Raw genomic sequence first — 25,419 nt, 5'->3', positions numbered from 1 at the left:
ATCTAAAATTACGAATTATTTTATACTTAAAGCAAAAAAAGCAGAGTTACAAGAATAACTCTGCTTTAAATTATAAAAAACTTATATTTTATTAATAACGTGCTGCTTCTTTTTGAGCATCTTGAATCATGTCTTCATTAGCTACAATTCCAAATTCAACACGACGGTTTTTTGCTTGTCCATCTTTTGTATCGTTAGATGCAATTGGATCTGCTTCACCCATACCTTGTGATGTAATTCTTTTAGCCCCAATTCCTTTAGATCCTAAATAAGCTTTTACAGCATTCGCGCGGCTACGAGATAATTTCATATTATATTCATCTTTACCTACACTATCAGTATAACCGTAAATCATGATATGTGTTTTAGGATTTTGTTTAAAAACCTTAACAATTTTATCTAAATTAGAAGTTGCTGTTGAAGTTAATTCTGCAGAATCAAAGTTAAAGTTTACTGTATTCTCGTTTAATATTACTTTAATACCTTCTCCAACTCTTTCAACTTGAGCTCCTGGTAAAGCGGTTTCAATTTCTTGAGCTTGCTTATCCATGTTTTTACCAATGATTGCACCTGCAGTACCACCAATAACTCCACCTAAAACAGCACCTAAAGCACTATTATTTTTGCTACCAACGTTGTTACCTAAAACACCACCTAAAACGGCACCTGCAGTAGCACCTACTACAGCAGCTTTCTGCGTATTATTTGCATTTTTAACCGTATTACAACTTGTTAAAAAAGAGCCTGCTAAAAGTGCAGTACTTAATACATATACATTTAATTTCTTCATAACTTAATTATTTTCTATTTGTTGTTTTTTACGAATGAATATACAATAGTAGCTTCTGTAGAATTATCAATCAATTCAAAAGTATTGTCTGTGATATTAGATGCTGTTAAATTGTAACCTGTTGTTACGTGTTTAGCTTTATCATCACCAATAAACTTTAAGTTGAAAGATGTATCTTGCTTAATGTTCCATATAATTTTAGAATTATATTGCGGACAATTAGCACTATTGTTGTTTAAAGTAACTGTACCTGTGTTATTATTCGATACAAATTTCCATTGGCTTCCTTCAAAACATTTTGCATCGGCAACATTGAAAGATGTTACTTTATATCCTGACGGATATTTTACATTTGTTAATGTCCACTCCCCTTTTAATTTAATTTGAGTCGGAACGTCATTTTTAGTGTTCGTAGATGTTTTGCATGAAAACATTGCTAACGATAAAATTCCTATTGCTAAGACCTTTTTCATAATTATAATATTTTATATTTCAAAATTAACAAAATTTGTGCCTCAATTTAATTTTGCCTGTTTTTTTTTATGTCTTTTTGTCATATTTATCAGTTTGGTATCTATTTTGACTATTTTAAACCAAATTAAATTTAAAAAAAATAAGTACAAAAATATGACTTCAGGTAAAATAAACGTAACGGTAGAAAACATTTTTCCGTTAATTAAAAAATTTTTATACAGCGATCACGAAATCTTTTTACGTGAATTAATAAGTAATGCAACCGATGCTACTTTAAAGCTGAAACATTTAACATCAATTGGTGAGGCTGCTGTGGAATACGGCAATCCTAAAATTGAAGTGAAGATTGATAAAGAAAACAAAACGCTTCATATTATTGATCAAGGATTGGGAATGACAGGTGAAGAGGTTGAAAAATACATTAACCAAGTAGCTTTTTCGGGTGCCGAAGAATTTTTAGACAAGTACAAAGATTCTGCTAAAGATTCAGGAATTATAGGTCATTTTGGTTTAGGATTTTACTCTGCTTTCATGGTTGCAAGTAAGGTTGAAATCATTACAAAATCTTACAAAGATGAGCCTGCTGTGCATTGGACGTGTGATGGATCTCCGGAATTTACTTTAGAACCATCAAACAAAACCGATCGCGGAACCGAAATCATCCTTCATATCGCCGATGATTCTACCGAATTTTTAGAAGATCATAAAATTCAGGAATTACTTAATAAGTACAATAAATTCATGCCTGTTCCTATTAAATTCGGAACTAAAACTGAAAAAGAAGGCGAAAATGAAGTTGTTGTTGATTCAATCATCAACAATCCAAACCCGGCGTGGACAAAGAAACCAAGTGATTTATCAGACGAAGATTACAAAAACTTTTACCGTGAATTGTATCCAATGCAGTTCGATGATCCTTTGTTTCACATCCATTTAAATGTAGATCATCCATTCAATTTAACCGGAATTCTTTATTTCCCAAAATTATCGGGCGATTTAAGCATTCAAAAAGATAAAATCCAATTATATCAAAATCAGGTTTTTGTAACCGATAATGTAGAAGGAATCGTTCCTGAATTTTTAACGATGTTGAAAGGTGTTATTGATTCGCCGGATATTCCGTTAAACGTGTCGCGTTCTTATTTACAGGCAGATGGAAATGTTAAAAAAATATCGAACTACATTACTAGAAAAGTTGCCGACAAACTAAAATCGTTATTTAACGAAGACCGTGCTGCTTTTGAACAAAAATGGAACGATATTAAAATTGTTTTGGAATACGGTATGTTGAGTGAAGATAAATTCTACGAAAAATCGAAAGATTTTGTTTTGTACCCAACTGTTGACAATGCTTTTTATACTTGGGAAGAGTTAAAAGAAAAAGCGAAGATCAACCAAACAAATAAAGATGATAAAACGGTTCTTTTATACGCATCGAACAAAGATGCGCAACACAGCTACATTGCCAATGCAAAAGCAAAAGGGTATGAAGTTTTGTTATTAGATTCACCAATTGTTTCGCACTTGATTCAAAAATTGGAAATGGATAACCAAGACGTTACTTTTTCTCGAGTTGATGCTGATTCTATCGATAATTTAATTAAGAAAGATGAGGAAGTTATATCGAAATTAAGCGAAACCGAAACAACCCAATTAAAAGAATTTATTGAAACTGCTATTGCAAATAAAAGCTACAACATTCAAACCGAAGCTTTAGACAGCAGTGCAGAACCTTTTATGATTACGCAACCAGAATTTATGCGCCGTATGAAAGAAATGCAGGCAATGGGCGGTAATTCAATGTTTGGCAGTTTCCCAGATTCGTACAACTTAATTGTAAATACAAATTCTGAAATTGCTTCGAAAATTTTAAACGAAAGTAACGAAGAAACAAAAAACAATTTGGTTAAGCAAGCATTAGATTTGGCAAAACTGGCACAAGGTTTACTTAAAGGAGAAGAATTAACTGCTTTTGTAAAACGAAATTTCGAAAGTATTAAATAACAAAAAAGGAGCTTAAAAGCTCCTTTTTTTATGAAATAAAATATAATTAATCGTTTTTATAACGTTTTCTGTCCGTTTCGCTTAAATGAATTTTACGAATACGGATCGATTTTGGTGTTACCTCAACATATTCATCTTTTTGAATATATTCTAAAGCTTCTTCAAGTGAGAAAATGATTGGCGGGATGATTCTTGCTTTTTCATCATTTCCAGAAGAACGAACGTTAGATTGTTTTTTCTCTTTCGTTACGTTTACAGACATATCATCTGCACGAGAATTTTCTCCAATAACCTGACCTTCATAAATTTCAGAGTTTGGTTCAATGAAGAATTTACCACGATCTTGTAATTTATCAAGAGAATAAGGAATTGCTTTTCCTTTTTCCATAGAAATTAACGAACCTTTGTTACGTCCGGCAATTTCACCTTTGAAAGGCTCATATCCAATAAAACGGTGTGCCATAATAGCCTCACCAGCAGTCGCTGTTAAAAGTTGATTTCTTAATCCGATAATTCCACGTGATGGAATGTTGAATTTAATAATCATACGTTCGCCTTTAGTTTCCATAGAAAGCATTTCACCTTTACGCATGGTAACAAACTCTACCGCTCTACCTGAAAGATTTTCTGGCAAATCAATAGTTAATTCCTCGATTGGTTCACATTTTTTACCGTCGATTTCTTTGATGATAACTTGTGGTTGACCAATTTGAAGTTCGTATCCTTCTCTTCTCATTGTTTCAATAAGAACAGACAAGTGCAATACTCCACGACCAAAAACCATGAATTTATCAGCAGAATCAGTTTCACCTAACCTCATAGCCAAGTTTTTCTCTAATTCTTTTGTTAAACGCTCACGAATGTGACGAGAAGTTACGAATTTTCCTTCTTTACCAAAGAAAGGCGAATCGTTAATTGTAAACAACATACTCATTGTTGGTTCATCAATCGCGATAGACGCTAAACCTTCTGGGTTTTCGTGGTCTGAAATGGTATCTCCAATTTCAAAACCTTCAACTCCAACAACAGCACAAATATCTCCAGCAATTACTTCAGTAACTTTTTTACGTCCAAGACCTTCAAAAGTATGTAATTCTTTAATTCTAGATTTTGTTACACTTCCGTCTCTTTTTACCAAAGAAATTGGCATTCCTTCTCTCAAAACACCTCTTTCCAAACGACCGATAGCGATACGACCTGTAAATGCTGAAAAGTCTAAAGATGTAATCAACATTTGAGGATTACCTTCTGAAACTTTTGGAGCTGGTACATGCTCTATAACCATGTCTAATAATGGCTCGATGTTATCAGTTTGGTTTCTCCAATCGTCAGACATCCAGTTGTTTTTTGCAGAACCGTAAACCGCTGGGAAATCTAATTGATCTTCAGTTGCTCCAAGTTCAAACATCAAGTCGAAAACTTTTTCGTGCACTTCTTCCGGAGTACAGTTTTCTTTATCTACTTTATTGATTACAACGCAAGGCTTCAATCCTAAATCGATCGCTTTTTGCAAAACGAAACGAGTTTGTGGCATTGGTCCTTCGAAAGCATCTACCAAAAGGCAAACACCATCGGCCATATTCAATACGCGTTCTACTTCACCACCGAAATCCGCGTGACCAGGAGTATCGATAATGTTAATTTTTGTTCCTTTGTACTGAACCGAAACGTTTTTAGAAGTAATGGTAATACCTCTTTCACGTTCTAAATCGTTATTGTCAAGGATAAGGTCTCCTGTATTTTCGTTATCACGAAAAAGTTGACAGTGGTACATAATTTTATCAACCAATGTAGTTTTACCGTGGTCAACGTGTGCAATAATTGCGATATTTCTTATTTGGGTCATAAAACTAAAGTTTCTCTTATTTTGCAGATGCCATTTAACAACAAAAAGCCCTCGGTTAAGGAGAGCTTAAGTGTTATATATCTCAAAAACATTAACTAATTAAAGTGCGTTAACGTGTTTTGTTAATTTAGATTTTAAGTTAGCTGCTTTGTTAGCGTGAATAATATTCTTTTTAGCTAATTTATCGATCATAGAAGTAACAACAACTAATTTTTCAGCAGCTTCTGCTTTCTCTCCAACTAAACGTAAAGCTTTAATCGCGTTACGAGTTGTTTTGTGCTGATACTTGTTTAATACTCTCTTTTTTTCGTTGCTTCTAATTCTTTTTAAAGCTGACTTGTGATTTGCCATTTTTTAATCTTTTTAATTGTAATTAATTATTTTTAAAACTTTTAGTTAAAAAAGAAAAACCTCCCACAATTGTTACCAATCACTTTGGTTTTAACTAATAAAATAATAATCGAGACACTGACTAGTATTTTACAAAACTTATTTACAACTAACTGTAGCCCGTGGGGGAATCGAACCCCCCTTACCAGGATGAAAACCTGGCGTCCTAACCGATAGACGAACGGGCCATCGTTTTTTAGGTTTAATGAAAACCTTTGTAGCCCGTGGGGGAATCGAACCCCCCTTACCAGGATGAAAACCTGGCGTCCTAACCGATAGACGAACGGGCCATCTTTTTTTTAGGTTCGATGATAACCTTTGTAGCCCGTGGGGGAATCGAACCCCCCTTACCAGGATGAAAACCTGGCGTCCTAACCGATAGACGAACGGGCCATCGTTTTTTAGGTTCGATGATAACCTTTGTAGCCCGTGGGGGAATCGAACCCCCCTTACCAGGATGAAAACCTGGCGTCCTAACCGATAGACGAACGGGCCATTATTTTGTATTTGCGGTTGCAAAAGTATTAATATTTTTAAAACCTACAAATTATTTTGTTACTTTTTTCTAGCTGATTCTATCAACGATTATGCTTTTTGTTAGCGAGTGCAAATATCAACATAAATTTTGAATTCACAAACGTTTTTAGGCTTTGATATGTACTTTTTTTGTTTTACAATTAAAAATCAATAGATTAAAATAAAAAAAAGAGAATCAGTAGCTGATTCTCTTTGTATGTTGTGTACTTTTTATCTTAATCTAAACGTTCAATTTTTGCTCCTAAAGCCAATAAACGCTCGTCGATATTTTCGTAACCGCGATCTATTTGATCTATGTTTTGAATAACACTTGTTCCTTTTGCAGATAATGCGGCAATTAATAATGAAATTCCGGCACGAATATCTGGCGATGACATTTTGGTTGCCTTTAACTGCGATTTAAAATCATGACCAATGATTACGGCACGGTGCGGATCGCACAGAATAATTTTTGCGCCCATATCAATTAATTTATCAACAAAGAACAAACGCGATTCGAACATTTTTTGATGTATCAACACTTCTCCCCTTGCCTGCGTTGCTACTACAAGAAAAATACTCAACAAATCGGGTGTTAAACCTGGCCAAGGCGCATCGGCTATCGTTAAAATAGATCCGTCTATATCGCCTTTAATTTCGTATCCGTTGGTATGTGCAGGAATAAAGATATCGTCTTCATTCACTTTTTCAATAGTGATTCCTAATTTTCTGAAAGCGGTTGGTATTACACCTAAATTTTCCCAGCTTACGTTTTTTATAGTCACCTCGCTACGTGTCATTGCTGCCAAACCTATCCACGATCCAATTTCGATCATATCAGGTAAAATCTGGTGTGTACATCCGCCTAATTTTTCAACTCCTTCAATAGAAATCAAATTAGAACCTACACCTGTAATTTTAGCGCCCATAGAATTTAACATTCTGCAAAGTTGCTGTAAGTAAGGTTCGCAAGCTGCGTTGTAAATTGTGGTAGTTCCTTTCGCCAAAACAGCTGCCATTAATATGTTTGCTGTTCCGGTTACCGAAGCTTCGTCTAACAACATGTAAGCGCCGGTTAAACCATTTGGAGCTTCTACACCGTAAAAATATTCTTCACGGTTGTATCTGAATTTAGCACCTAAATTTATGAATCCTTCAAAATGGGTATCTAATCTGCGACGACCAATTTTATCGCCACCCGGTTTTGGAATAAATCCTTTACCAAAGCGTGCTAATAAAGGGCCTACAATCATAATAGAACCGCGAAGCGATTTTCCTTCCTCACGGAATTTATCAGATTCTAAATATCCTAAATCAACCTTATCTGCCTGAAAAGTATAAGTATTTCGGTTTAATTTTTCAACAGCAACCCCTAAATTCTGCAACAAAACAATAAGTTTGTTAACATCTATAATATCGGGAATATTAGAAATTGTAATTTTTTCATCGGTTAATAAAACTGCGCATAAAATCTGTAGTGCTTCATTTTTAGCTCCTTGTGGTTGTACAACACCGTTTAAAGTATGTCCGCCTTCAATTTTAAAAGTTCCCATTAATTTGTATTTCTATTTGTATTTTTAGATGAATTGTTACTATTGGTGTTGTTATTATTTGGATTCGCTTTTTTTACAAACCTGTTATTGGCATTCGGCGTATTTGCCTGCTTATTGTTTGGATTGTTTCGCTGCTGATTTGGATTATTATTTCCTGAATTGCTTCGGTTTTGAAACGAATTATTTCTATTATTTGTGTTCGTTGCTGATGCGTTTCGATTTTGAAACTGATTGCTGCGAACATTCGGTTTCATTAAATTAACCGTATTGTTGTTATCGTCCAAACTTGCTGTTAGATCGATCTTTCCATTCGATAAATCTTTTAAATGCTGAAAAATAACGGCATCGTCAATAGATTCATTATTCCAATTCACATAACTTTTTTTCATGTGGTTGGCTATCACCATGATCAGCGCTTCTTTGCGTTCACCTTCTTCCCAACTAATTGCTTCGTTGATCATATCAACAATATTAGATCCGTAAAAACGATATCTGTGATTGTTTCGTGGATATTCAATTAAAATTGGTTCGTTAAAATTGGTGGTTGCTCTTGGTTTTTCGTAAGGCGAATCAACATCTAACTGAAAACGAGACATTTTAAAAAGCTGATCCCACAGTTTATGCTGAAAATCTAAAACATCGCGCAAATGCGGATTTATAGTTCCCATGATATCAATTACTGCACGAGCCGCTTTGTTGCGTTCGACACTGTCTTCAATTAAAATAACCTGATCGATCAGTTTTTGTAAATGACGACCATATTCTGGCAATACCAAATCTTTACGATCGGTATTGTATTCTAAATGATTTATTGCTTCGGTTGGCTTAAATTTCATAAAAAATTATAAGGAAATAATTCCTTCTATAGTTGAAACTTCTTTGTATTTGTCAATAATAGCATCGGCACTTGGCATAACCACGTTTATTGACACACTTGAGTAGTTTCCGTTTTTAGATTTGTTTGTTGTAATCACTGCTCCCATATCATTAAAAGCTTTTTCTATCAAAGCAATTTTCTCTTCGCTGGCAGGAACAATAAATTTATATAGGTATTCTGCAGGCCACTTTTCGGTTGTATTATCTAACTCGGTTTTAAGGCGTACGTAGAATTCTTCGGTTTTCTTGTCCATAAAATAAAATTATCTACAAATATACATTAGATTAAGGTAAATATACTAATATCCGTTTTAATTGAACATACAATTTAATTTTTCTGTGTAAATTTGCCCTTTGATTTTTTAAGGTGGATACTAAAACTATTTTACTTATTGGCGGTCCCGGTTCAGGGAAAACATCAATTATTAACGCACTTACAGAAAAAGGATACGTTTGTTATCCCGAAATTTCACGTCAGGTTACTTTAGAAGCCCAAAAAACAGGCATTGACCAATTGTTTTTAAAAGAACCGCTTTTGTTTAGCGAATTACTTTTAAAAGGACGTATAGATCAGTTTAACAACGCAGTAAAAGAAGATACAACTTGTGTTTTTATAGACCGTGGTATTCCCGATGTATTAGCGTACATGCATTACATTGGCGACGCCTATCCTGCATTTTTTGATGACGCCTGCAAAAACCACCGTTACACCAAAATTTTTATATTGCCGCCTTGGGAAGATATTTATGTGAGCGATAACGAACGATACGAGAATTTTGAACAGGCAAAACTGATCCATAACCATTTGGTAGAAACTTACGAAAGCTACGGTTACCAGCTAACCGAAGTACCAAAAGCTAATTTGGATACAAGAATTACTTTTATATTGAATAATTTATAATTTTTCTTTATTTTTAAAGAAAAAACACCGCATTTTGTTTGAAGCTGTACATATTTTAAAAAAACATTGGGGTTATGATTCTTTTAGAATTCCGCAGGAAGAAATAATAGAATCGGTTTTTCAGGGAAACGATACCCTTGCTTTGCTGCCAACCGGCGGCGGAAAAAGTATTTGCTTTCAGATACCGGCTTTAATGACCGATGGAATTTGTCTGGTAATTTCGCCTTTAATTGCTTTAATTGAAGATCAGATCAATCAGTTAAAAAGTCGAAACATTAAGGCTTTATCCATATCGGGAAATTTATCAACAGAAGATATTTCGAATTTGTTGGATAATTCGCAATACGGAAACTACAAATTTCTATACATTGCACCCGAACGTTTAAAAAACGAATGGATTTTAAGCAGAATCATTCAGTTACCTATAAATTTAGTTGCTATTGACGAAGCGCACTGCATATCGCAATGGGGACATGATTTTCGTCCGGCTTATTTAGAAATCGGCAAGTTAAAAGAGTGGCTTCCAACCGTTCCGTTTATCGCACTTACAGCATCGGCAAACAATCGTGTTCAAGAAGATATCATAAACATTCTTCAACTTAAAAATCCAAAAGTTTTTAAAAAGACTTTTTTAAGAAACGAATTGTATTACGGTGTTTATCAGCAAGAAAATTCAGAGGAATTGTTGTTTCAAATCCTTAAAAAAAATCCTTCACCGGCAATTATCTATGTAAAAAGCAGAAAAGCTACTATTGAAGTTGCTCAGAATTTAAAATCGTACGGAATTTCTGCCGATTTTTTTCACGGTGGTTTAGATTTTAAATCGAAAAAACAAAAACTAAACGATTGGCTAAACGAAACCGTTCTGGTTATGGTAGCCACCAATGCTTTTGGAATGGGAATTGACAAACCAAATGTTCGCAATGTAATTCATTTACACATTCCCGATAACTTGGAAAGTTATTATCAGGAAGCAGGTCGTGCAGGTCGCGATGGCGAAAAGGCGTTTGCAACCTTATTGTTGAGTTCGAACAGTATCAATCAGGCAAAAGGTTTTCACGAGCTGAACAATTTGGAAATCGACTTTGTAAAAATGGTGTACAAACGTTTCGTAAATCATTTTCAAATTGCTTATGGCGAAGGTTTTAACGAAACTATTCGTTTTAACTTTAAAGATTTTTGTCAGAAATACAATTTACCGGTAAGCAAAACTTTTCATGCGTTTGAATTTTTAGATCGACAGTCGGTTTTAAGTTTTGAACAAGCCTTTAAGTACAAAAACTACATTCATTTCTTAATAAATTCAAACGATGCCATTGCCTATTTCAGCAATCATTCGTTAGAAGAAATTTTGTTTTTAAGCATCTTGCATCATTACCGCGGCATTCAAGACGGCGAAACGGCAATTGATATCGATGTTTTATCGAAACATACAAAAATGCCCAATCAAAAAATTATCGAAACCATAGAATCGTGGGTTTTAAAGGGATTTTGCACTTTTGTACAGGCTCCAAACGATACCAACGTTATTTTAACCGAAATACGAGAAGACGATATTACCATTAACCGCGTTGCAAAAAACCTTACGCAGTTTAATGCTATAAAAGATCAGCAATTTAAGGCGATGCTGCAATATGTTACGAATACAAACGTTTGTAAAAATAAAATTCTTTTAAATTATTTCGACGAAGATTACAACGAAGACTGCGGTAAATGCTCTACTTGTATTCAAAATAAAAAATCAAAAAACAGCAGCATTTTAATCGACGAAATTAAAACGGAACTCAAAAAATATCCAAAAGATCATATTTTTGAATTGACCGATTTAAAGTCGATGTTCATCCACAAATCAAATTATTTAGCACAAGCATTAAAAGAATTGACCGAAGAAGGCGAATATCTTTACAAAAATGCCACATACATAAAATTATAATGGAAAAATTACGAATTGTTTTTATGGGAACACCCGATTTTGCGGTGGGAATTTTAGATACTATTTTAAAAAACAACTATGAAATTGCTGCGGTTATAACAGCTCCGGATAAACCGGCTGGTCGCGGGCAAAAATTAAACCAGTCTGCCGTTAAAGTTTATGCAGAAGAAAACAATTTGAAAGTTTTACAGCCGACCAATTTAAAATCAGAAGATTTTCTGGCAGAATTAGCCGCATTAAACGCCAACTTGCAAATTGTTGTAGCATTTAGAATGTTGCCAAAAGCAGTATGGCAAATGCCAAAATTAGGTACGTTTAACCTACATGCGTCTTTATTACCCGATTATCGCGGTGCGGCACCAATAAATTGGGCAATTATTAATGGAGAAGAAAAAACAGGCGTATCTACCTTTTTTATTGATGAAAAAATTGATACCGGTGCTGTTATTTTAAAGAGTGAAACCAATATATCGGTAGAAGAAACTGCAGGCGAATTACATGATAGACTGATGCTTTTAGGAGCCGAAACGGTTGTTGAAACATTAAAGTTAATTGAAAGTAATCAGGTTAAAACCACCATTCAACCTGCCGAAGAAACAAAAACGGCTTATAAATTAAACCGCGAAAACTGTAAAATCGATTTCAACAAATCAAGCAAAGAAGTGTACAATTTAATTCGTGGGTTAAATCCGTATCCGTCGGCTTACACTATTTTAACCGATAATGGTAACGAATACAATATTAAAATTCACGATGTTACTTATACTATAGAAAAACACAATTTTAAACCAGGCAAATTTATCGCTGCAAAAAAGACCATTCGCATTGCAACGAACGATGGTTTTATCGAAATTTTGTCGTTACAGTTCCCCGGAAAAAAGAAAATGAAGACCGCAGAATTGCTTAACGGAATGCAATTTTCTGACAATGCAAGCTGTAATTAACCATTTTAGTAGCGTTTTTTTGTTATTTTTCGCACTTTTTTATAAAAAAAAGTTGTGTAAATCAATTTAACTTTTAAATTTGTATATGTTAAGATTAACTCAAATAAAAAAATTATTATGAACAAAACACAATTAATCGACGCAATTGCGGAAGATGCAGGAATCACTAAAGCTGCTGCTAAATCAGCATTAGAATCATTTTTAAAGAATGTAGGTCAAACATTAACTAACGGTGAAAAAATCTCTTTAGTAGGTTTTGGTTCATGGTCAGTTTCTGAAAGAGCTGAAAGAGAAGGAAGAAATCCACAAACTGGAAAATCTATTAAAATTGCTGCTAAAAAAGTAGTTAAATTTAAAGCGGGTGCTGATTTAGATGGTGCTGTTAATACACCAGTTAAAGCTGCAGCTAAAAAGAAAAAATAATTTTCTTTTACAAATAATGAAAAACCACCTGCAAAGCGTGGTTTTTTTTATTTTTTTATTTATTTTTAAATAAAAATTTTTATGAAACAGCTAACACCCACTAAAGGAAAGCTATTAATATCTGATTCTTCGATTTTATTAGACGCAGTTTTTAGTAGAACGGTTTTACTATTAGCTGAACACAACGCGAAAGGAAGCGTAGGTTTTATTTTAAACAAGCCTTTAAATTTGTCGTTACAAGACATTATTCCCGAAGCGCATACCAATTTCAGAATTTTCAACGGAGGTCCCGTGGAACAAGACAATCTGTATTTTCTGCACACCATTCCTTCGCTTATCCCGAACAGTATCGAAATTAAAGACGGTATCTTCTGGGGTGGCGATTACGAAGCTTTATTCGATCTTTTAAAAAGCAATAAGGTGGCACAGACAGACATTCGTTTTTTCTTGGGATACAGCGGTTGGGAAGAAAATCAGCTGCTAGAAGAAATCAGCGAAAAAGCCTGGACTTGTATTGAAAACCAGTTTACTGATCATTTGTTAGAAAAAACTCCTTCCAAATTATGGAAAGAGTTGATGATTGATCTTGGGGATGAGTTTATTATTTGGGCGAATGCCCCTGAAGATCCCGTTATGAATTAAATTTTATTTGAGCGTTCAGTTTCATCAGTAAACTATTTGCAATTGTATTTGCAAACATTTTCTTGCGATATTGCGTAACCGATTGAATTCCTACAGCAATATTGGTTATAAAAATTTCATCTGCTTTCTGTAATTCAAAAGGTGAAATTGAACGTTCTTCAAATGTTAAATTTTCCGTTTTATTTATAATTTCAATTAATTTCTTTCTGATAATTCCATTTTTACATCCATCAGCGATTGGTGGTGTACTTATAACATTGTCTTTTATTACAAAGATGTTTCCGTTAATGGCTTCTATTACATTTTTTTCATCGTTGATCAGCAAGCAGTTTTCGTAATCATTTTCCTGTGCAAAAATGCTGGCAGTAATATTAATTAAACAACTGGTGGTTTTTAAAGTACTTAACAAATGTTTTGATACGTGAAAATCTTTAAAAAGTTCTACTTCATATTTACCTACAGTATTTATATACACAGCTCCCGTACTTTCTGCAACAATTACAAAACTTACGGTTCTTTGTTCGGGCTGGTATCTGCCCTCTCCGTTTCTAAAAACAGTCAATCGAACGCGTGCATTGTTTAAGTTTAATGCGTTTATGGTTTTTAAAATCTCGCTTTCAAGATATTCTAACGTAAATTCAAGCGGAATTTCCATACGCAAAATACGCATAGATGCCATTAGTCTAAAATAATGATCTTCTAAAAAAAGTACTTTTCCGTCTAAAACCTTTAGTGTTTCAAAAACGGCATCGGCATATAAAAAACCTCTGTTTTGTTCAATATTTTCGTTTGATTGTGCTACTAAATTCCCGTTAAAATTAATCATAAAAAAAAGCTCTGAAATTTTCAGAGCAAATATAAGGCTTTAATTATGCAGACCCTAACACTTTTTTCAAATCGGCAATTTGGTTATCCCACAATTGCGTTTGATCTTTTATCTCGTTGTCTTCGGCAAAATCGGTTACCATTAAGGTCACGTCTTTTGTAAGTTCGTCTAAAACAATTCGTAACTCAAAAAAGTAGTCTGTTTCTGCTTCGTCTTCTTCCAACCAGCGAAATTTCACTTTTTCATCGGTTTTTTTGGTAACTAGTTTTGCTTTTTCTTCGCTGTCACCCCAAATAAAAGTAAAAAATTCTCCACGCGAATTTACGTTGTCTGCAAACCATTCTGAAAGTCCAGAAGGCGTTGAAATATACTGATACAATAACTGCGGCGATGCGGTTATAGGATACTCTATATCAAATTTTGTTTTCATAGCTTATTTTTTCGAAATATATAAAAAATAAAGCTATTACCAAATGTTTTTGTTAAAAATAAATCAGCTTAAATAAAACAAGCGTAATTTTAAATAATTACGCTTGTTCTTTTGTATTTCGATCTAAAATTAAAATGTGTAACGAGCTGTTACTCCACCATTAAAGAAAAAACCGTGATGATGATTTATTCCTTCTGTAATATGAGCAGTTGGACGTAAATCTACAGAAAATGCAAATGGTGCACTTTTTAATTTATAATCTACACCACCCGTTGGGAAAATCCCTACACTTAATCCTGAATAATCATTATGATCAGAAAAAGAGTTGGCAAATACCAAACCACCACCAACGTACCATTTAAATCCATCGATATCTCCGATAGGAAAATGATGCTGATACGCACCAGAAAGTGAAACATTTGTCCATTTATGTTTCCCATTCCAATAAGAATCCGAATAAGGTCTGATACCTAAATTAAACTCTAAAGCTCCAGGCTGTGTAATAAACGTTTTAAATGAAGCTCCAACAGCGTCGTAATACCCCGAACCTAAACGAATACCAATTGAATTTTTGTAGTCTTGTGCAAAAGCACCACCGGCAATCATTAAAGATGCCATTAATAAAATCTTTCTCATAATATTTCTTTTTAAATGTTTAAACCAACTAGCATATTGGCAAACGTGCAATTTATATTTTAAAATTAATAAAAATTCGTCATAGTATGTCGCCTTTCAGACTTATTTTTGTAATAAAATATAATATGACCGGCTTTTTAATATCCACAATCGTCTTTTTATGTGTAGTTTCTTTCTACTTTTTTTATAAAACTGCTAATTTAAAAAGATCGTTAACTTCTTCTGAAAACATTATAAATCAGACAAATGATCAGTTACTCCATCAAAAAAGCCTAAATCAAGATTTAAAAATTCGGAACGAAATTTTATCTAATGAAATCGGTCATTTCAAACAAGATCAACTTACGTTAACTAATGATTTAAAAGTACTGACAGCTGAAAAGCAAAATATTGTAGCAGAAAACAGTGTTTTAAAAGAAAAGTTATTGTTTCAGAAAACAGAGATCGAACATTTGCACAAGCAGACAACTTTACAGTTTGAAAATATCGCCCAAAGATTATTGGAAGAAAAATCGGAACGATTTACCGCAGCCAACAAACAGAATATTGATGCTATTTTACAACCGTTGAGTGAAAATATCGAGCGTTTTAAAAAACAGGTTGAAGAAACGTATGACAAAGAATCGAAAATTAGATTTTCTTTAGACGAACGCATTAAAGAATTGATGCTGCAAACCAATAAAATTAGTACCGAAGCTAATAATTTGGCAAATGCACTAAAAACAAATCATAAAAAACAAGGCGATTGGGGCGAAATGATTTTAGAAAATATACTGCAAAAATCGGGCTTGGTTAAGAATCGAGAATACCGTACACAGACTAATTTGGTTACAAACGAAGGTAAAAATGTACGTCCGGATATTATTATTGATTTACCAAATAACCGCTCTATCATTGTAGATTCAAAGGTTTCGCTGAATTCCTATGATGCTTACTGTAATACCGAAAGCACTGAAGAGCAAACTATTTATCTTAACAGTCATTTAAAGTCTTTACGCTTACATATTGATGAATTAAGTGCGAAAAATTATAACGATTTAATTGACGGATTGGATTTTACTATGTTATTCATTCCTATTGAACCTGCTTATTTATTAGCGTTGCAAAGCGATACTAATTTGTGGAACGATGCATACAAAAAGCGAATATTATTAATTAGTCCGACAAATTTAATTGCGTGTTTAAAGTTGATTTCAGATTTATGGAATAAAGACAAGCAAGATAAATCGGCACAGAAAATTGTAAAACAAGCTGAAAAAATCTATGAAAAAACAGTTCTTTTCACCAAAAGTTTTGAACAGGTTGGCAAGCAAATCCAACAAGCACAAGATTCGTACTTAAAAGCACAAAATCAGTTGAAAGATGGTAGAGGAAACATTTTGTCGCAAACAAATCATTTGTTGAAATACGGCATTTCGCCTAAAAATGTTCTGAAGGATTTTAATGATGAAGATGATTCTGAATATTGAATATTAGATTATACTTTCTAATTTTTTTTCTTGTGCTAAACTAATGAGAAGCTGAAACAAGTTCAGCTTGACAAGCAAACGTATTTTATTAAAGTGAATAATCAAATTCTGAATTTATAGTATAAAAAAAATCGAACATAAATGTTCGATTTTTTTATAATGATATTTTATAAAACTATACATGTAACGCTCTGTTTTCTGTAGCAGCCAATGCAGCTTCTTTAATAGCTTCTGCAAAGGTTGGGTGTGCATGTGACATACGAGAAATATCTTCTGCCGACGCACGGTATTCCATTGCTACAACTGCTTCTGCGATTAAATCTGCAGCACGGGCACCAACAATGTGGAAACCTAAAATTTCGTCGGTAGTTTTATCTGCTAAAATCTTAACAAATCCATCTAAATCAGAAGAAGCACGTGCACGTCCTAAAGCTTTAAAAGGAAACTGACCTACTTTGTATTCTTTATTTTCGGCTTTTAACTGCTCTTCTGTTTTACCAACAGCAGCAACTTCTGGCCAAGTGTAAACAACACCAGGAATCAAATTATAATCGATATGCGGTTTTTGACCAGCCAATTGTTCAGCAACCAAAACACCTTCTTCTTCTGCCTTGTGTGCCAACATTGCTCCACGAACAACATCGCCAATTGCATAAATATTTGAAGCTGATGTTTGTAAATGATTGTTTACTTCAACCTGGCCTCTATCTGTGATTTTAACTCCTGCTTTATCAGCATTCAATCCATCAGTATACGGACGACGACCAACACATACCAACGCATAATCTCCGTCTAAAGAAATCACTTCGTTTTTAGCGTTTAAAGCTTCAACCAAAACAGCATCGCCGTTTCTTTCTACTTTTTGAACTTTATGTGAAGTGTAGAATTTCATTCCTGCTTTCTTCAACACTTTAGTCAGTTCTTTAGAAACAGCTCCGTCCATAGTAGGCAACACGCGGTCTGCGTATTCTACAACAGAAACCTGTGCACCTAAACGTAAATAAACCTGACCTAATTCTAACCCGATAACTCCACCACCAATAATGATTAAGTGTTTAGGAACTTCTTTTAACTTTAATGCTTCGGTAGAAGTAATAACACGCTCTTTATCGATAGATATAAAAGGTAAAGAAGATGGTTTAGATCCTGTTGCGATGATAGTATTTTTAGCAGAAATCTGCTCTACAGAACCATCGTTTTTTGTAACATTAATTGTAGTTGCATTTTCAAAAGATCCGACACCTTCAAAAACAGTAATCTTGTTTTTATCCATTAAAAACTTAACGCCACCACTCGTTTGATCTACAATTGCCTGTTTGCGGGCAATCATTTTTTCAAGATCGATTTTAACATCACCCGGTAATTCAATTCCGTGATCTGCAAAATGTTTAATTTCATCAACATGGTGCGATGATGCTAATAAAGCTTTAGAAGGAATACATCCTACATTTAAACAAGTACCTCCTAAAGTTGAGTATTTTTCAATGATTGCAGTTTTCATTCCCAATTGTGCGCAACGAATTGCCGAAACATATCCGCCCGGACCAGAACCTATTACAACTACGTCAAAAGAATTCATATTTTATATTTTTTAGTGTAAAATTAAAGTTGTACAAAAGTACGATTTATTATTTTAAATGGTTTTAAAAAAACAGGTTGTAAACAAAACTGCTTTATTAAAGTTTTACCATATTTTGAGCTAAAGTTTCAATGAACTTACTAATAGGTCCTTTAATCATCATAGCCATCATTGCATTAAAATCTCCTTCAAAAAACAATTGAACATTGGTTTCCTCTACAGCTTTTTCGTCTAACTTGGCAATTAAGGTAAATGGCAGTTTACTACTTGCCGCACCTAAAACAACTTCTGTATTTGGTGTAGCACTTTTTTTAACCAGTTTAATTTCGGGCATTCCCTTTAAAGCAAATTCAAAGCAGTTTTCATCGATCACTTCAAACTTTGCAATGTTTTCGGGCATTAACTTTTCGAAATTTTTAATATCACCTAAAGCATCAAACAAATACGCTGATGATTTTTGAACAGTTACTATCGGACTTTCTAAATTCATAATTTATATCTTTTTAAACTCCCCAAATAGAAGGATCTTTACTCCAATCACTCAAAGTAGCAACTTCTTCTTGCGAGATATAATTTTTTTCTACCGCCGCTTTTAACAACGTAGGATAATTACTTAATGTAACCAATTGTATGTCTGCATTTTTAAAATTTTCTGCAGCAACATCAAATCCATATGTAAAAATAGCAGCCATTCCTAAAATATTGGCATCGGCAGCACGTAAAGCATCAACTGCCTGCAAACTACTTTTTCCGGTGCTGATTAAATCTTCTACCACAACTACACTTTTACCTGCTTCAAACTGACCTTCGATCTGGTTTTGACGACCGTGCTTTTTAGCTTCCGGGCGAACGTAAATAAAAGGCAGTTCTAACGCTTCGGCAACTAACAAACCAATACCAATGGCACCTGTTGCAACGCCTGCAATATAATCTGGCTTGCCAAATTTCTCTACAATGTTTGCAGCAAATTCGTTCTTTAAAAATCTTCTAATTTCTGGAAATGAAAGAGTTATGCGATTGTCGCAATAAATTGGCGATTTCCATCCTGAAGCCCATGTAAAAGGATTTTTAGGATTTAATTTAATTGCGTTTATTTGTAAAAGCAATTCGGCCGTTTTCTGTGCTGTATTGTCGTTAAAAATCATACTACAAATGTATAAAGTTTTTATTAATGATAAGCCACTTTTTTTAACAAGTACGTTAGAAAAAGAACGCGATTTTAAATATTTTTTGTTGGATACGGTTGATATGCAGAAACTAATTGCACAATATTTCGCAGATCAGCTTACAAATGCGTATTTATATCACCCCGATGAAGAGCTACTGCTTAAATTATTTAAGGAGAAAATTACCATAAATAAAGCCGGCGGCGGTTTGGTTGAAAACGATAAAGGACAGGTTTTGTTTATTTACCGAAACGGAAAATGGGATTTGCCAAAAGGCGGCATTGAAAAAAATGAAACCATTGAAGAAACATCTATCCGTGAGGTTGAAGAAGAAACCGGCTGCAGAGATTTAAAAATTAACAAACGACTGGAAAAAACCTTTCATATTTTTAAGCGAAACGGCGAATACCGTTTAAAAATCACGTATTGGTTTTTAATGAATACCAATTACACCGGCGATTTACACGGACAGATTGAAGAAGGCATAGAAAAAGTTGTTTGGGTTGATAAAAAGGATATTCCGGAACTGCTTAAAAATTCGTACCAAAATATTAAGTTGTTGTTTAATGACAGTATTTACTGCAAAACAGCTTTAGAAAAAGAAAAAGGAATCGTTTAAGATTCCTTTTTTTATTCTTCTAACTTTGAAGAAAGTTCAAACCAGCGTTCTTCTTTTTGTTCTAAAGTTTCGATTATTTTTTGTAGTTCTAATCCTTTTGAAATCATCTCATCATCAGAAACAGTTCCGTTTGAAAAACCGTCTTCGATTTGCTTTTTCTGATATTCCAAATCTTTTATTTCACGTTCAATTTTAGAAAACTCTTTTTGTTCGTTGAAATTCAAGCCACCTTTTTTAGGCTGATTGTCTTTCCAATTTACTTTTTCTTTCGGAGCATCGTCTTTTACAGGTTCAGCAGAATCTTCGTAAATTCTAAAATCGGAATAATTGCCCGGGAAATCTTCAATCTCTCCTTCGCCCCTAAACACAAATAAATGATCTACAATTTTATCCATAAAATAACGATCGTGCGAAACTACCAATAAACATCCAGGATAATCTAACAAAAAGTTTTCCAGTACGTTCAACGTAACAATATCCAGATCATTCGTAGGCTCATCTAAAATCAAAAAATTAGGATTCTGAATTAAAACCGTACACAAGTACAGTCGTTTTAACTCACCTCCGCTTAATTTCTCAACAAAATCGTATTGCTTTTTTCGATCGAACAAAAATCGTTCTAACAATTGACCTGCCGAAATGGTTCTCCCTTTTGTAAGCGGAATATATTCGCCGTATTCTTTAATAATATCGATAACTTTTTGTTCAGGTTTCGGGTTGATACCGCTTTGCGTGTAGTAACCAACTTTAATGGTATCGCCAATCACCACTTTACCAGAATCGGGCTGAAGCGTTTGGGTTAAAATATTTAAAAAGGTAGATTTTCCTGTTCCGTTTTTACCAATAATCCCGATGCGTTCGCCACGATTAAACAGGTAATCGAAGTTTTTCATGATTACTTTGTTTGGGAACGACAGTGAAACGTTGTGCAGTTCAATGATTTTTGACCCCATGCGTTCCATATTGATTTCCAACTCTAAAACATGCTCTTTACGACGCGAATTGGCTTTATCTTTAATTACATAGAAATCGTCTTGACGAGATTTTGACTTGGTGGTACGTGCTTTTGGCTGACGGCGCATCCAGTCTAATTCTTTTACAAAAAGGTTTTTTGCTTTATCTATAGAAGCATTTTCAGATGCAATACGTTCTTCTTTCTTTTGCAAATAGTACGAATAATTTCCTTTGTATTGATAGATTTTTCCGTTGTCTAATTCAATAATTTCGTTACAAACACGTTCCAGAAAAAAACGGTCGTGTGTAACCATGAACAAGGTTATGTTTTCTTTAGCGAAGTAATCTTCCAGCCATTCAATCATTTCCAGATCCAAGTGGTTGGTAGGCTCATCTAAAATCAATAAATCAGGTTTGTTTATCAAGATAATTGCCAACGCCAGACGTTTGCGCTGACCACCCGACATATTTTTAACCTTTGCTTTTAAATCTTCGAGCTTTAATTTGAAGAGAATCTGCTTGTACTGCGTTTCAAAATCCCAAGCATTGTATTGATCCATTTGATCGAACGCAAGCTGATATGCTTCTTGATCGTCCATGTTCTCCAATGCTTTTTCGTATCGTTCAATAACCTTAAGAATTTCGTTATCTGATGCAAAAATGCTTTCTTCAACCGTTAATTCATCTTGCAAATGAGGTTCTTGAGATAAAAATTCCATACGGATTCCTTTACGGATAACCACCTGACCGGTATCTGGAAAATCCAATCCATTAATAATACTTAATATGGTAGATTTACCGGTTCCGTTTTTAGCTACAAATGCAATTTTTTGGTCTTTGTTGATACCGAACGATACGCCTTCAAACAGCGTACGCGCCCCGAAAGATTTTGATATATTTTCTACTGAAAGATAGTTCATGATTGATTTCTTGAAGCACAAAAGTACGTTTTTTTGGCGTAACCCACATTCAGTTAATATCCAATATCTAATTAGTGCTTTTGAACATACTTTAAATTCAAGCCGTTCATGGCATTTGGCTGCAAATTGTGTACATTTTTCTGCGTAAATCTCGCCACTTTATCGTAAAATAGAATAATTACGGGTACTTGCTGAGCCGTTATGGCATCCATTTGTTGGTATAATTCGGTACGTTTTTCATCATCAACCGTATTCAATGCCTGTTGATACAAATTATCGTAGGTAGTGTTTTTAAAATGCGTATAATTTGGTCCGTTTGGCGTAAAGTTATTGCTGTAAAATAGCGACAGATAATTTTCTGCATCGGGATAATCGGCAATCCAACTTCCTCGAAAAAAGGACAATTTATTAGTTGCAATTGCCTGGCGCAATGTACTTGGCGGCATTACATCAATCTTGACTTTAATTCCCAGTCTTTCCCACTCGCGATGTAAATATTCGGCAATATCCAAATACGTATTGTTGGTACTCAAAGTAATTTCAATAGGCAATTTTCTGTTTTTCTTGACCTGATTAATCAGTTCCTTCGCTTTGGTTGGATTATACAAAGGATCTTTCGCCGGTTGAAATCCAGCCAAGCCGTTAGGAATCATTCCGTTTACTTTTCCATCGCCCATTCCGTTTCGCAGATAAGCAACCAATTTTGTTCGATCGAAACCATGATTCAAAGCCTGACGAATTCGAATATCACCCATTAAAGGATCGTTCATATTAAAACCCAAATATTCGGTATTCAAATACGGTCCGGTAAGCATTTTTATTTTGTCTTGATATTTCTCTTGAAGCTTTCCGTTAGGCTGCAGCAATTCGTCTTTATATGATGGATCCAACCCAGAAATCATATCAATTTTCCCTTGAATAAACTGCATAAAACCACTTTGTTTATCGGGCAGAAAAGTAATGGCGATGCTTTCTAAATAAGGTAATCTTTTTCCCGATGAATCTTTCTCGTGATAATTAGGATTTTTTCTTAAAACCAATTTTACATTTTCTTCCCAAATTTTAAACTGAAAAGGCCCGGTTCCTATAGGATTCGATCTAAAATCGATCGATTTATCTTCGGTAATTTCCTTTGGAACAACCGACGCATATTTCATTGAAAGCAGACTTAAAAAAGCAGGAAACGGATTTTTTAGATCAATCTTAAAAACTGAATCGTTCACGGCTTTATAATTGTTCACATGCTGAAAAACCCACGTTCCTGGCGATGCCAATTCTTCGCTCAAAACTCGGTTAAAGCTGTATTCAAAATCGTACGCCGTAACCAATCGCGTGCTGTCTTTACCAAAATTTTTATGCTTGTGAAAATAAACATCATTACGAAGTGTAAATTCATACTGCAATCCATCGGCAGAAATGTTCCAACTTTTTGCAATATCGGGTGCAACGTGAAGTGAATCATCTAACTGAACCAAACCGTTAAACAACTGCGTACAAGGCCAGATAATTGCCATGTTTCGTGCAAAAGCAGGATCTAATGTTTGAATGTTTGCACTTTCATTATATCTAAACACGTCGTTATCAGTAAAAATGCTCTCTTTTTTACCACAACTAACTAAAAATAAAACACTTGTAAATAAAAGTAGGTAACCAAGCTGATATTTCATCAAACCAAAATTTGTTCGTAAATTTGCCAATTGCCAACCGCAGTTATGCAGTTAGTAAAGATAAATGAATTTTTACACTACTTGTAGTTATGATCATGGAAAACAGAAAAAAAGTAGCGTTTTATACCTTGGGATGCAAACTGAATTTTTCAGAAACATCTACTATTGCCCGCAGTTTTAACGATGAAGGATTTGATCGTGTTGATTTTGAGGAAACTGCAGATATTTATGTGATTAATACTTGTTCGGTTACCGAAAATGCCGATAAGCAGTTTAAACAGATTGTAAAAAAGGCATTAAAGAATAACGATAAGGCTTTTGTTGCTGCCGTGGGTTGTTATGCGCAGTTAAAACCCGAAGAATTGGCTGCTGTTGATGGCGTTGATTTGGTTTTAGGTGCTACCGAAAAGTTTAAAATTACCGATTATATAAACGATCTTTCTAAAAACGATATGGGCGAAATTCACTCTTGCGAGATTGAAGAAGCCGATTTTTATGTAGGAAGTTATTCTATTGGCGACAGAACTCGAGCGTTTTTAAAGGTTCAAGACGGTTGCGATTACAAATGTACGTATTGCACCATTCCATTGGCTCGCGGAATTTCTCGTTCTGATACCATGGAAAACGTGATGAAAAATGCACAGGAAATTTCTCTAAAAGGCATTAAAGAAATCGTACTTACCGGTGTAAATGTTGGCGATTATGGTAAAGGCGAGTTTGGAAACAAAAAGCACGAGCATACCTTCTTTGAATTGGTTCAGGCTTTAGATACGGTTGAAGGAATTGAGCGTTTACGAATTTCGTCTATTGAACCTAATCTTTTAAAGAATGAAACCATTGAATTTGTATCGAAAAGTAAAACCTTTGTGCCGCATTTTCACATTCCTTTACAATCTGGATCGAACACTATTTTAAAGAAAATGAAACGCCGTTATTTGCGCGAATTGTATGCAGAACGCGTTGCTAAAATTCGAGAAGTAATGCCAAATGCCTGCATTGGTGTAGATGTTATTGTTGGTTTTCCAGGTGAAACTGATGAATTGTTTTTAGAAACTTATAACTTCTTAAGCGATTTAGATATTTCGTACTTACACGTTTTCACCTATTCTGAACGTGATAATACCGAAGCTATAGATTTTGATGGAGTTGTTTCGGCAAATGTTCGATCAAAACGAAGTAAAATGTTACGCGGATTGTCGGTAAAAAAACGTCGAGCATTTTATGAGAAAGAGTTAAACACTAACCATACGGTTTTGTTTGAAAGCGAAAATAAAGAAGGATACATTCACGGATTTACCGAAAATTACGTAAAAGTAAAAACTCCTTGGAACCCTGAATTGGTAAACACCCTTCACGATATTACCTTAACAAAAATTGATGAAGACGGATTAGTTAGATTTGACTTTGTTGAAGAATTGGTATAAAACATTAAACTCCTGCATTTGTAGGAGTTTTTTTATTCATAATTTGGGCAATCCCTTCCGCTGTTGCTACAGTTCGGGCTTTCGCGAGTCGCTTTTGTTTTTTCAAAACAAAGAGCTCCAACAATCGCTCTATCCCTATTGCGGGGTGTTGGGTGCTGGATATTTGGTGCTCGATGCTGGATGTTTGAGTGTTGAGTGTCAATTAAATTAGTTTAAATCCCTACAATCTGTGATAAAACAAAACACTTTAAAACAAAAAAGTCCCTTACATTTATTTCGTCAGTTCGCTGCGCTCGTGTCTGTAAAGGACTTTTAAACAAGAAACCCCGATCTTTTCAGATCGGGGTTTATAAAAAAAGGCGGCGACATACTCTCCCACATTAAGATGCAGTACCATCTGCGCAATCGGGCTTAACTTCTCTGTTCGGAATGGGAAG

At 34.4% G+C, this 25,419-nt stretch carries 24 protein-coding genes, 4 tRNA genes and 1 rRNA gene; 9 read left to right on the top strand and 20 right to left on the bottom strand.

Annotated elements, in window-relative coordinates; genetic code table 11:
• Positions 1 to 91: 91 nt before the first annotated feature.
• Both F0460_RS08930 and F0460_RS08925 read right to left on the bottom strand, forming a co-directional pair.
• The gene (locus tag F0460_RS08930) at positions 92 to 790 is read right to left on the bottom strand and encodes an OmpA family protein (RefSeq protein ID WP_150012384.1); all 699 of its coding nucleotides are present in this window, start codon (positions 788 to 790) and stop codon (positions 92 to 94) included.
• Between the two features lie 14 nt (positions 791 to 804).
• Positions 805 to 1,263 (bottom strand): lipocalin family protein, encoded by a 459-nt coding sequence (locus F0460_RS08925; RefSeq protein WP_150012382.1) that lies wholly within the window; start codon positions 1,261 to 1,263, stop codon positions 805 to 807.
• A 154-nt stretch (positions 1,264 to 1,417) separates the two neighbouring features.
• On the opposite strand from F0460_RS08925, the gene htpG reads away from it, so the two are divergent.
• A complete protein-coding gene (gene htpG / locus F0460_RS08920; protein WP_150012380.1) occupies positions 1,418 to 3,268 on the top strand; it encodes a molecular chaperone HtpG in 1,851 nt (616 codons plus the stop codon).
• Between the two features lie 46 nt (positions 3,269 to 3,314).
• Here htpG and typA read toward each other — a convergent pair whose 3' ends face one another.
• From typA to F0460_RS08875, 9 genes are all read right to left on the bottom strand, one after another.
• Positions 3,315 to 5,114: a translational GTPase TypA gene (gene typA / locus F0460_RS08915; protein ID WP_150012378.1), complete on the bottom strand. Its 1,800-nt coding sequence runs from the start codon at positions 5,112 to 5,114 to the stop codon at positions 3,315 to 3,317.
• A gap of 99 nt (positions 5,115 to 5,213) precedes the next feature.
• Complete coding sequence (gene rpsT, locus F0460_RS08910; RefSeq protein ID WP_124899859.1) at positions 5,214 to 5,465, bottom strand: 30S ribosomal protein S20; 252 nt, start codon at positions 5,463 to 5,465, stop codon at positions 5,214 to 5,216.
• Positions 5,466 to 5,620: 155 nt separating this feature from the next.
• Positions 5,621 to 5,692: transfer RNA gene (locus F0460_RS08905), tRNA-Glu, on the bottom strand.
• Between the two features lie 30 nt (positions 5,693 to 5,722).
• A tRNA-Glu gene (locus F0460_RS08900) sits at positions 5,723 to 5,794 on the bottom strand.
• Between the two features lie 31 nt (positions 5,795 to 5,825).
• Positions 5,826 to 5,897, bottom strand: a tRNA-Glu gene (locus F0460_RS08895).
• Positions 5,898 to 5,927: 30 nt separating this feature from the next.
• A tRNA-Glu gene (locus tag F0460_RS08890) sits at positions 5,928 to 5,999 on the bottom strand.
• A 257-nt stretch (positions 6,000 to 6,256) separates the two neighbouring features.
• Positions 6,257 to 7,573, bottom strand: coding sequence for a UDP-N-acetylglucosamine 1-carboxyvinyltransferase (murA, locus tag F0460_RS08885; protein WP_150012376.1), 1,317 nt, complete (start codon positions 7,571 to 7,573; stop codon positions 6,257 to 6,259).
• Positions 7,573 to 8,409, bottom strand: a complete 837-nt coding sequence (locus tag F0460_RS08880; protein ID WP_150012374.1) for a DUF4290 domain-containing protein — start codon at positions 8,407 to 8,409, stop codon at positions 7,573 to 7,575. The genes murA and F0460_RS08880 overlap by 1 nt, the downstream gene beginning before the upstream one ends.
• A gap of 6 nt (positions 8,410 to 8,415) precedes the next feature.
• Positions 8,416 to 8,703, bottom strand: a complete 288-nt coding sequence (locus F0460_RS08875) for a DUF493 family protein (protein ID WP_150012372.1) — start codon at positions 8,701 to 8,703, stop codon at positions 8,416 to 8,418.
• A 113-nt stretch (positions 8,704 to 8,816) separates the two neighbouring features.
• On the opposite strand from F0460_RS08875, the gene F0460_RS08870 reads away from it, so the two are divergent.
• From F0460_RS08870 to F0460_RS08850, 5 genes are all read left to right on the top strand, one after another.
• On the top strand, positions 8,817 to 9,350 hold the full coding sequence (locus tag F0460_RS08870) for an AAA family ATPase (RefSeq protein WP_150012370.1): 534 nt from the start codon (positions 8,817 to 8,819) through the stop codon (positions 9,348 to 9,350).
• Between the two features lie 34 nt (positions 9,351 to 9,384).
• Positions 9,385 to 11,283, top strand: coding sequence for a RecQ family ATP-dependent DNA helicase (locus F0460_RS08865; protein WP_150012368.1), 1,899 nt, complete (start codon positions 9,385 to 9,387; stop codon positions 11,281 to 11,283).
• Positions 11,283 to 12,227, top strand: coding sequence for a methionyl-tRNA formyltransferase (gene fmt / locus F0460_RS08860; protein WP_150012366.1), 945 nt, complete (start codon positions 11,283 to 11,285; stop codon positions 12,225 to 12,227). Before F0460_RS08865 ends, fmt begins: the two co-directional genes overlap by 1 nt.
• 93 nt (positions 12,228 to 12,320) lie before the next feature.
• Positions 12,321 to 12,650: an HU family DNA-binding protein gene (locus tag F0460_RS08855; protein WP_262714208.1), complete on the top strand. Its 330-nt coding sequence runs from the start codon at positions 12,321 to 12,323 to the stop codon at positions 12,648 to 12,650.
• A gap of 81 nt (positions 12,651 to 12,731) precedes the next feature.
• On the top strand, positions 12,732 to 13,292 hold the full coding sequence (locus F0460_RS08850; protein ID WP_150012362.1) for a YqgE/AlgH family protein: 561 nt from the start codon (positions 12,732 to 12,734) through the stop codon (positions 13,290 to 13,292).
• On the opposite strand, the gene F0460_RS08845 is transcribed toward F0460_RS08850, so the two are convergent.
• The 3 genes from F0460_RS08845 to F0460_RS08835 all read right to left on the bottom strand — a co-directional run bounded on the left by F0460_RS08845 (position 13,282) and on the right by F0460_RS08835 (position 15,184).
• Positions 13,282 to 14,118, bottom strand: coding sequence for an aminotransferase class IV (locus tag F0460_RS08845; protein ID WP_150012360.1), 837 nt, complete (start codon positions 14,116 to 14,118; stop codon positions 13,282 to 13,284). The genes F0460_RS08850 and F0460_RS08845 overlap by 11 nt on opposite strands.
• A 43-nt stretch (positions 14,119 to 14,161) precedes the next feature.
• The gene (locus F0460_RS08840) at positions 14,162 to 14,548 is read right to left on the bottom strand and encodes an START-like domain-containing protein (RefSeq protein WP_150012358.1); all 387 of its coding nucleotides are present in this window, start codon (positions 14,546 to 14,548) and stop codon (positions 14,162 to 14,164) included.
• A gap of 129 nt (positions 14,549 to 14,677) precedes the next feature.
• Positions 14,678 to 15,184, bottom strand: a complete 507-nt coding sequence (locus F0460_RS08835; protein WP_150012356.1) for a hypothetical protein — start codon at positions 15,182 to 15,184, stop codon at positions 14,678 to 14,680.
• 125 nt (positions 15,185 to 15,309) lie between these two features.
• Between F0460_RS08835 and F0460_RS08830 the strand changes: the two genes are divergently transcribed.
• Positions 15,310 to 16,653: a DNA recombination protein RmuC gene (locus F0460_RS08830; protein ID WP_190304127.1), complete on the top strand. Its 1,344-nt coding sequence runs from the start codon at positions 15,310 to 15,312 to the stop codon at positions 16,651 to 16,653.
• Positions 16,654 to 16,828: 175 nt separating this feature from the next.
• Here F0460_RS08830 and lpdA read toward each other — a convergent pair whose 3' ends face one another.
• The 3 genes from lpdA to pyrE form a co-directional block, all read right to left on the bottom strand.
• On the bottom strand, positions 16,829 to 18,232 hold the full coding sequence (gene lpdA / locus F0460_RS08825) for a dihydrolipoyl dehydrogenase (RefSeq protein ID WP_150012352.1): 1,404 nt from the start codon (positions 18,230 to 18,232) through the stop codon (positions 16,829 to 16,831).
• 97 nt (positions 18,233 to 18,329) lie between these two features.
• On the bottom strand, positions 18,330 to 18,722 hold the full coding sequence (locus tag F0460_RS08820; protein WP_150012350.1) for an SRPBCC family protein: 393 nt from the start codon (positions 18,720 to 18,722) through the stop codon (positions 18,330 to 18,332).
• Between the two features lie 13 nt (positions 18,723 to 18,735).
• The gene (pyrE, locus tag F0460_RS08815) at positions 18,736 to 19,377 is read right to left on the bottom strand and encodes an orotate phosphoribosyltransferase (RefSeq protein WP_150012348.1); all 642 of its coding nucleotides are present in this window, start codon (positions 19,375 to 19,377) and stop codon (positions 18,736 to 18,738) included.
• A gap of 7 nt (positions 19,378 to 19,384) precedes the next feature.
• Here pyrE and F0460_RS08810 point away from each other — a divergent pair, with 7 nt between their 5' ends.
• Complete coding sequence (locus tag F0460_RS08810; RefSeq protein WP_150012346.1) at positions 19,385 to 20,017, top strand: NUDIX hydrolase; 633 nt, start codon at positions 19,385 to 19,387, stop codon at positions 20,015 to 20,017.
• Between the two features lie 11 nt (positions 20,018 to 20,028).
• Here F0460_RS08810 and F0460_RS08805 read toward each other — a convergent pair whose 3' ends face one another.
• Positions 20,029 to 21,891 (bottom strand): ABC-F family ATP-binding cassette domain-containing protein, encoded by a 1,863-nt coding sequence (locus F0460_RS08805; protein WP_150012344.1) that lies wholly within the window; start codon positions 21,889 to 21,891, stop codon positions 20,029 to 20,031.
• Between the two features lie 71 nt (positions 21,892 to 21,962).
• On the bottom strand, positions 21,963 to 23,558 hold the full coding sequence (locus tag F0460_RS08800; RefSeq protein ID WP_150012342.1) for an ABC transporter substrate-binding protein: 1,596 nt from the start codon (positions 23,556 to 23,558) through the stop codon (positions 21,963 to 21,965).
• Positions 23,559 to 23,653: 95 nt separating this feature from the next.
• Between F0460_RS08800 and mtaB the strand changes: the two genes are divergently transcribed.
• Positions 23,654 to 24,982, top strand: coding sequence for a tRNA (N(6)-L-threonylcarbamoyladenosine(37)-C(2))-methylthiotransferase MtaB (gene mtaB / locus F0460_RS08795; RefSeq protein WP_150012340.1), 1,329 nt, complete (start codon positions 23,654 to 23,656; stop codon positions 24,980 to 24,982).
• Between the two features lie 354 nt (positions 24,983 to 25,336).
• On the opposite strand, the gene rrf is transcribed toward mtaB, so the two are convergent.
• Positions 25,337 to 25,419: ribosomal RNA gene (rrf, locus tag F0460_RS08790) — 5S ribosomal RNA — on the bottom strand; the annotation flags it as partial.

It is taken from the genome of Paenimyroides baculatum, assembly GCF_008629655.1.
Lineage (GTDB): Bacteria > Bacteroidota > Bacteroidia > Flavobacteriales > Flavobacteriaceae > Flavobacterium > Flavobacterium baculatum.
The sequence above is the reverse complement of the archived record's forward strand: the minus strand, read 5'-3'. Positions and strand labels throughout refer to the sequence as shown.